At 65.1% G+C, this 7,148-nt stretch carries 7 protein-coding genes; 4 read left to right on the top strand and 3 right to left on the bottom strand.

Going from position 1 to position 7,148, the window contains the following annotated elements:
• Positions 1-1,539 (top strand): OprO/OprP family phosphate-selective porin (locus AKL29_RS13190; RefSeq protein WP_244481993.1); only part of this gene is annotated, 1,539 nt, incomplete at its 5' end.
• Positions 1,540-1,866: 327 nt separating this feature from the next.
• On the opposite strand, the gene AKL29_RS13185 is transcribed toward AKL29_RS13190, so the two are convergent.
• Positions 1,867-2,244 (bottom strand): winged helix-turn-helix transcriptional regulator, encoded by a 378-nt coding sequence (locus AKL29_RS13185; RefSeq protein WP_050384488.1) that lies wholly within the window; start codon positions 2,242-2,244, stop codon positions 1,867-1,869.
• A gap of 118 nt (positions 2,245-2,362) precedes the next feature.
• Between AKL29_RS13185 and AKL29_RS13180 the strand changes: the two genes are divergently transcribed.
• From AKL29_RS13180 to AKL29_RS13170, 3 genes are all read left to right on the top strand, one after another.
• The gene (locus AKL29_RS13180) at positions 2,363-3,376 is read left to right on the top strand and encodes a zinc-binding alcohol dehydrogenase family protein (RefSeq protein WP_028335470.1); all 1,014 of its coding nucleotides are present in this window, start codon (positions 2,363-2,365) and stop codon (positions 3,374-3,376) included.
• A gap of 191 nt (positions 3,377-3,567) precedes the next feature.
• Positions 3,568-4,647 carry a phosphotransferase gene (locus tag AKL29_RS13175; protein ID WP_050384487.1) on the top strand — a complete coding sequence of 360 codons (1,080 nt, stop codon included), beginning with the start codon at positions 3,568-3,570 and terminating at the stop codon, positions 4,645-4,647.
• 52 nt (positions 4,648-4,699) lie between these two features.
• Positions 4,700-5,827, top strand: coding sequence for an Rv3169 family protein (locus AKL29_RS13170; protein ID WP_063779908.1), 1,128 nt, complete (start codon positions 4,700-4,702; stop codon positions 5,825-5,827).
• A gap of 101 nt (positions 5,828-5,928) precedes the next feature.
• On the opposite strand, the gene AKL29_RS13165 is transcribed toward AKL29_RS13170, so the two are convergent.
• Both AKL29_RS13165 and AKL29_RS13160 read right to left on the bottom strand, forming a co-directional pair.
• A complete protein-coding gene (locus AKL29_RS13165) occupies positions 5,929-6,225 on the bottom strand; it encodes a DUF1330 domain-containing protein (RefSeq protein WP_050384485.1) in 297 nt (98 codons plus the stop codon).
• Positions 6,226-6,231: 6 nt separating this feature from the next.
• On the bottom strand, positions 6,232-7,026 hold the full coding sequence (locus AKL29_RS13160) for an SDR family NAD(P)-dependent oxidoreductase (protein WP_050384484.1): 795 nt from the start codon (positions 7,024-7,026) through the stop codon (positions 6,232-6,234).
• Positions 7,027-7,148 lie beyond the last annotated feature (122 nt).

Below are 7,148 nucleotides of genomic sequence, written 5' to 3'. Positions count from 1 at the left end.
CCGGCCTATTCACAATCGGCCGGAGGCGGCAGCGATGCGGAGATCGCGCTGCTGAAGCAGCAGCTGAAGATGCTCGAACAGAAGCTCGACAGACTGCAGAAGCAGACCAACGCCAATACCGCAACCGCCGCCAGCGCAAATGCCAATGCGAAGGCGGCGGATGCCAAGGCCGCGCGGGTGGCGAGCGCCAACGCCGCGATCCCGGTGAAAGGCCCGGTCGCGCCGTCCGGCGTCGTGGTGACGATGCCGAACAACCGGCCGACGATCTGCACCGCGGACGAACAGAACTGCGTTGCGATCACGAGTCGCGTGCATTGGGATGTCGGCGGCTACGACTATCGTCCGAACACCGCAGGCACCTCGCCGCAGAAGCTCGACAGCGGCGAGAACGTCCGCCGCGCGCGCATCGGCATCGTCGGCAAATTCTTCGGCGACTGGAATTACTCGCTGATCTACGATTTCGGCGGCTCGTCCGACGGCTTCGGCGGCGCGGCGCCGGGATCGCTGCCCGGCGGCGGCACCTCGGGCATCGAGAATGCGTATCTCAGCTACACCGGCTTCAAGCCGTTCGGCGGCAAGATGGCGATCGAAGGCGGCATCATGGACGTGCCGTGGACGCTCGACGAAGCGACCAGCTCCAACGACATCCTGTTCATGGAGCGCGCCTCGGTCGGCATCATCGCCCAGAACATCGCCGCCGGTGACTTCCGTTCGGCCGCCGGCACCCGCTGGTGGAACGACCAGTTCTGGATCGGCGGCTATGTCACCGGACCAACGTCGGGCGCCATCCACTCCGCATCCTCCGCCTCGCCGGCCGGCACGTCCGAGCAGTATGGCGGCGTCATCCGCGTCGCCGGCAATCCGATCAGCGGCAAGAACTATTCGGTACACATCGGCGCCGATGCGGAATGGCTGGTGCAGCCGCCGCGCAACCAGCTCACGCAGGCGCAGACGCTCACGCTCAGCGACCGGCCCGAGCTGCGCATCGATCCGACCACGCTGATCTCGACCGGTGCGATCGCCAACGTCTCCGGCGCGCAGGTCTACGGCGTCGAGGCGGCAGCGACCTATGGCCCGTTCATCGCGCAGGGCGAATATTACTGGTTCAATGTCGACCGCTCGGCGAACACGGGGCTGCCGCCATTCGGCGCGCCGAGCCTGAAATTCGACGGCGGTTACGCGCAGGTCGGCTACGTGCTGACCGGCGAGAACCACGCCTACAACCCGGCGACAGCCTCCTACAGCGGTATCAAGCCGCATGATCCGTTCTCGCTCGCCGGCGGCGGCTGGGGCGCCTGGGAAATCGCCGGCCGCGTCAGCACGATGGACCTCAACGATCAGATCGCGCAGGCGGTCGGCATCGCGGGCGGACGGCAGACCGTCTACACCGCCGCGCTGAACTGGTACGTCAACAACAACGTCCGCTTCATGCTGAACTATCTGCACGGCGATATCGCCAAGCAGGCCTCGGCGACCTCGGCTGCGGACGTCGGCTCGAAGTTCGACGCGGTCGCGCTGCGCACACAGGTTGCGTTCTGAGCTGATCGGAGCGGCCGTCAAGACCAACGGCCGGGAGCGACACCGCTCCCGGCCGTTACGCGCCGCCGAAATATCGAAAACAACCCATGCAAAGGAGCCGGCGGCAAAAGAACTTCGTCGTCCCGGACAAGCGCAGCGAAGCGGAGCGCAGATCCGGGACCCATAACCACAGGATCTGGTTTGACGAAGACTCGTGGTCGCTCGCCCGCGCCGCAACCGCTCCCTGGGGTTATGGGTCCCGGCCTACGCCGGGACGACACCGAACTTTTCATTTGCGAGTGACCTGCCCCTCGGCGCGTGGCCGGCCTGATTCAATTCAAACTTGAGCTACGCCGCGCGCTTCTTCTTCACGACGACCTCGGGCGCCGGTGCGCAGGACAGCCGCTCCTGATGGCCCTCGCCCCAGGCTTTCAGAATATCGATCACGGGGCGCAGGCTCTCGCCGAGTTCGGAAAGCGTGTATTCGACGCGTGGCGGCACCTCAGCATAGACCTTGCGGATCACGAGGCCATCGTCCTCGAGCGCGCGCAGCTGCTTGGTCAGCATGCGCTGGGTGATGCCGGGCATCCGCCGCCGCAACTCGCCGAAGCGCTGGGTGCCGGCCTGCAAGTGGTAGAGGATCACGCCCTTCCATTTGCCGTCGATCAGGTCGAGCGCCGCCTCGACCGCGCAGCCCGGCCGGCGCGCGAAATTCTGCCGTTTCATCCAGTATTTTCCCAATAGTATACAAACAGGGACTAGTTCCCTGTTTTTACAGTACTTGCCAAATGGACGCCAGCGCGACAGTTAATCCGCAGGCAATCGCCCACCACGGAGACCAGGCATGAAGGCCGTCGGATACCAAAAATCGCTGCCGATCGAGGCGGCGGATTCGCTCGTCGATTTCGAGATCGCCAAGCCCGAGCCGAAGGGGCGCGACATCCGCGTCGCGGTGAAGGCCATCTCGGCCAATCCGGTCGACTACAAGGTGCGTAAGCGCGCGGCGCCGACCGACGGCGGATACAAGATCCTCGGCTTCGACGCGGCCGGCGTGGTCGACGCGGTCGGGCCCGACGTCTCGCTCTTCAAGCCCGGCGACGAGGTGTTTTACGCGGGCTCGATCCTGCGCCAGGGCACCAATTCGGAATTTCATCTGGTCGATGAACGCATCGTCGGCAACAAGCCGGCGTCGCTGTCCTTCGCGCAGGCCGCCGCCCTGCCCCTGACTTCGATCACCGCGTGGGAGCTGCTGTTCGACCGGCTCGGCGCGGTGCCGGGCAAGAGCCTCGATCCGCGCACGCTTCTGATCACCGGCGGCGCCGGCGGTGTCGGCTCGATCCTGATCCAGCTTGCGCGCCGCCTCACCGGGCTGACCGTGGTCGCGACCGCGACGCGGCCGGAGTCGCAAAAGTGGTGCCGCGATCTCGGCGCCCATGCGGTGATCGATCACTCGCAGCCGATGAAGGAGCAGATCGAGAGTTTGAGGCTGCCGCCGGTCGGCCTCGTCGCCAGCCTCACCTTCACCGACCAGCACTACAAGTCGATCGCCGACTTCATCGCGCCGCAGGGCAAGTTCGGCCTGATCGACGATCCACCGGAATTCAACGTCGCTGCGTTCAAGGGCAAGGCGGTGTCGGTGCACTGGGAATCGATGTTCACGCGCTCCTCGTTCCAGACGCCCGACATGATCGCGCAGCATCATCTGCTCAACGATGTCGCCGACCTGATCGACAAGGGCGTGCTGCGCACCACGCTCGACCAGACCTTCGGTACCATCAACGCCGCCAACCTCAAGCGCGCCCACGCTTTGCTGGAAAGCGGCAAGTCACGCGGCAAGATCGTGCTCGAGGGCTGGTAAAGGCTCCTCACGTCTGCTTCCTCATGCCCGGGCAACATCCCGGGCATGATATCCCCACAGGCCCGGGGAGTGGCTTTGCCAAAGCCACGGCATCGCCTGTATGATTTGCGTAACGATCACCCCGTCCTCAATCCGGCCGCGCAGGACGCGGCCGGAGCGGTGGTGACGCCTACGGGGATGGGAGGAAACCGATGAGTTTGCTCACGGCCGATCCGTCGCGGATCGATCCGGAGTGGATGACGCGGGCGCTGCGCGAAGCCGGTCTGATCGATCGGGTCAGAGTCGTCGATCTCGCCTGCAAGCCGGTCGGCAACGGCCTCGTCGGCGACAGTTATCGATTTCGTCTGACCTATGACGGTGACGAGCCGAACGCTCCCTTGAGCGTCGTCGGCAAATTCCCTGCTGCAGATCCCGACAGCCGCCGCTCCGGCTCCGCGCACACGCTTTACGTCCGCGAGGTCGCGTTCTATCGCGAACTGGCCGCCACCGTCGCCATTCACACGCCCCGGCCGATTATTGCCGAAATCGATCCGGCGACCGACGACTTCACGCTGATCCTGGAAGACCTCGCGCCCGCACGTCCGGGCGATCAACTCGCCGGATGCTCGATCGCCGACAGCCAGATGGCCATGACCGAGGCCGCGGCGTTGCATGCGCCGCGATGGAATGACCCGAGCCTCGATGCGGTGCAATGCTTCGTGGTGGCCGCAAGCCGGCGCAGAGACCTTCGCGCGGTGCTGCCCGGCATCATCGGTCACTACAAGGAGCGATATCGCGGCGTGATCGAGCCGGAATTCCTTGATCTGATCGACCGGCTTCCGGACGCCCTATTGCGCTATCAGTCCGATCGGTCGGCGCTGCGAACCTTGCAGCATGCGGACTTCCGGCTCGACAACATGCTGTTCGATGTGCGCGGCAACACCCGGCCGATGGCGACGCTGGACTGGCAGACGCTGACAGTGGGCCCGGGAATCGTCGACGTCGCCTATTTCCTCTCGGCCGGCATCGATCCATCCGAACGGCGGCTTCATGAGGCCGAGCTGGTGCGGCTCTATCACTCGGAACTGATCCGGCGCGGCGTGCGGGACTATGACTGGGATCGTTGCTGGCGGGATTATCGGCGCTACACGCTGCACGGCATCATGATGGGCGTCGTCTCCGCGCTCAGCGTCCAGCGCTCCGAGCGAGGCGACGCGCTGTTCCTGAAAATGACCCGCGGCGCCTGCGCGCAAGCGCTGGACCACGACAGTTTTTCATACTGGCAGGACTAACGCGCTTTCGAGCGAAGTGGATACAACGCGTCAGGCATCGAAAGGAATCGGCGTGCTCAACAAACTGGACGATTTCCCCATCCACCAGACGCCGGAGCCGATCGCGGTTCCCTCGACCAGCGACCGCAATGTCTATGACCGGACCTGGTTCAACGGCTACACCGCCGACGGCGCGTATTATTTCGGGATCGGCATTGCGATCTACCCGCACCGCAAGATCCTCGATTGCGCCTTCAGCGTCGTGGAACGCGGCGGACGGCAGCACTGCTTTTACGGCTCGCGGCGGGCTCCGATCGAGCGCACCGAGATGCAGGTCGGTCCGTTCAGGCTCGAAGTGCTCGAGCCGATGCTGCGGACCCGGGTGGTGCTCGACGACAATGCGACGGGCCTCGCCTGCGACCTGACCTTCTCCGCGCGCACCGCCGCGATCCAGGAAGCGCGCCAGACGCTTTGGTCGGGCGACCGCCGCGCGATGGATTCGACCCGGTTCGACCAGTTCGGCCGCTGGAGCGGCGTCATCAACCACCCGGATGGCGGGATCAAGGTCGACGATCGCACATGCTACGGCACCAAGGATCGCTCCTGGGGCGTGCGCAATGTCGGCGAACGCGACGTCGGAGGCGCGCCGATGCCGCCGCCGAGCGTGTTCTTCCTCTGGGCGCCGCTGGTCTGGGACGACCACATCTCGCACGCGATCTTCTTCGACGGGACGCAGGGCGAGGCGCTGGTCCGCGAGGGCATTACCGCGCCGCTCTACCGAAGCGAGGCCGAGATCCCCGGCGTGGTCGACGGCCTCGACCGCCGCATGGCGACCGCGCGGCATCGCGTCAAATACGTGCCGAACACCCGGCTCGCGCAGTCGGCTGAAATCGACCTCGTCGATATCGACGGCCACACCACGACCATCGCGCTCGACCCGATCCTCAAATTCCAGATGAAGGGCCTCGGCTACGGCCATCCGCAGTGGGGCCAGGGCATGTGGAAGGGCGAGCTCGAGATCGGCGGCGAGTCGTTCGATCCATCGACGCTCGACCCGCTGGCCCGCGAGAATGTGCACGTGCAGCAGGTGGTTCGCGCCCGCCAGGGCGGCCAGACCGGAATTGGCGTGCTGGAGCAGATTTGCTTCGGTCCCTACCGTCCCGCAGGCTTCAGCGAATTCCTGGACGGCGCGAAGGGATAGCTAGAGCATGATCCGGAAAAGTGCGAAGCGGTTTTCCGAAAAGATCATGCTCAAACAAGGAGCTAAAGCGCGACGACGATTCAACCTAATCTCATCGCGCTTTAGATCGGCGGCACGCCCTCGACGAACAGCAGGCGTCGCTCCAGCGCGGTTGCGCGCAGCTTCAACGCCTCGGCGTATTCCGGTGACGCGTACCATTCGCGCAGGCGCGCCATGGTCGAAAATTCGACGATGACGATCGCGTTCGGTGGTGGACCGCCCTCCACCACCTCGACTGTGCCGCCGCGCACGACGTAGCGCCCGCCATATTGTGCGATGGTGTTCGCCGCCAGCGTGCGATAGGCCTCGAACGCCGCGGCGTCCCGCATCTCGACCTCGGAGATCACATAGGCCGGCATGCGGCGTCATGCGATGGTGTTGACGATGCCGCCTTCGGCGCGCAGCGCGGCGCCGTTGGTCGCCGAGGCCTGCTTGGAGCAGACATAGACCACGAGGTTGGCGATCTCCTCGGTGCTGGCGAAGCGCTGCAGCAGCGAGGTCGGCCGGTGCTGCTTGACGAAGTTGGAGGCCGCCTCCTCGACCGACTGGCCGTTCTGCTTGGCGAGATCCTTGACGAAGGTCTCGACGCCTTCGGACATGGTCGGTCCGGGCAGCACCGAGTTGACGGTCACGGCGGTGCCTTTGGTGAGCTCGGCGAGGCCGCGCGCGATCGCAAGCTGCGCGGTCTTGGTCATGCCGTAGTGAATCATCTCGGTCGGAATGTTGAGGCCGGACTCCGAGGAGATGAAGACGATGCGGCCCCAGTTGCGCTTCAGCATGCCCTGCATGTAGCCGCGCGACAGCCGCACGCCCGACATCACGTTGACCTCGTAGAAGCGGCTCCAGTCCTCGTCGGGAATGTCAAAGAACGGCTTCGGCTCGAAGATGCCGGCATTGTTGACGAGGATGTCGACCTCGGGCAGCGCCGCGAGCAGCGCCTTGCAGCCCTCTGCTGTCGAGACATCAGCGGCGATGCCGCGGACCTTCGCGTCGGGCACCGCTTTGGCGATCGCCGTAATCGCGGCATCGACCTTGGCCTGACCGCGGCCGTTGACCACGACCTCGGCGCCGGTCTCGGCGAGGCCCTTGGCGATGGCGTTGCCGATGCCCGCGGTCGAGCCGGTCACCAGCGCAGTCTTTCCGGAAAGGTCGATTTTCATCTGTCATCTCCATTGATGTCGACGGACATATCGGGCGCTGCATGCAGCGCCGCAATTGCATCTCACCGACGCGTGAGGAAGTAGAACACGCCTCGTCGTCCTGGCGAAAGCCAGGAGGTAGA

Origin of the sequence: Bradyrhizobium pachyrhizi (genome assembly GCF_001189245.1) — a bacterium.
GTDB lineage: Bacteria > Pseudomonadota > Alphaproteobacteria > Rhizobiales > Xanthobacteraceae > Bradyrhizobium > Bradyrhizobium pachyrhizi.
Note: the sequence above shows the minus strand (reverse complement) of the source record. Positions and strands in the feature narration are given on the sequence as shown.

Bases quoted from the DNA above. Each gene is read 5' to 3' on its own strand.
- AKL29_RS13165 (WP_050384485.1), bottom strand. From the start codon at position 6,225: ATGCCGGCCTATGTGATCTCCGAGGTCGAGATGCGGGACGCCGCGGCG.
- AKL29_RS13175 (WP_050384487.1), top strand. From the start codon at position 3,568: ATGAGTTTGCTCACGGCCGATCCGTCGCGGATCGATCCGGAGTGGATG.
- AKL29_RS13160 (WP_050384484.1), bottom strand. From the start codon at position 7,026: ATGAAAATCGACCTTTCCGGAAAGACTGCGCTGGTGACCGGCTCGACC.
- AKL29_RS13180 (WP_028335470.1), top strand. From the start codon at position 2,363: ATGAAGGCCGTCGGATACCAAAAATCGCTGCCGATCGAGGCGGCGGAT.
- AKL29_RS13185 (WP_050384488.1), bottom strand. From the start codon at position 2,244: ATGAAACGGCAGAATTTCGCGCGCCGGCCGGGCTGCGCGGTCGAGGCG.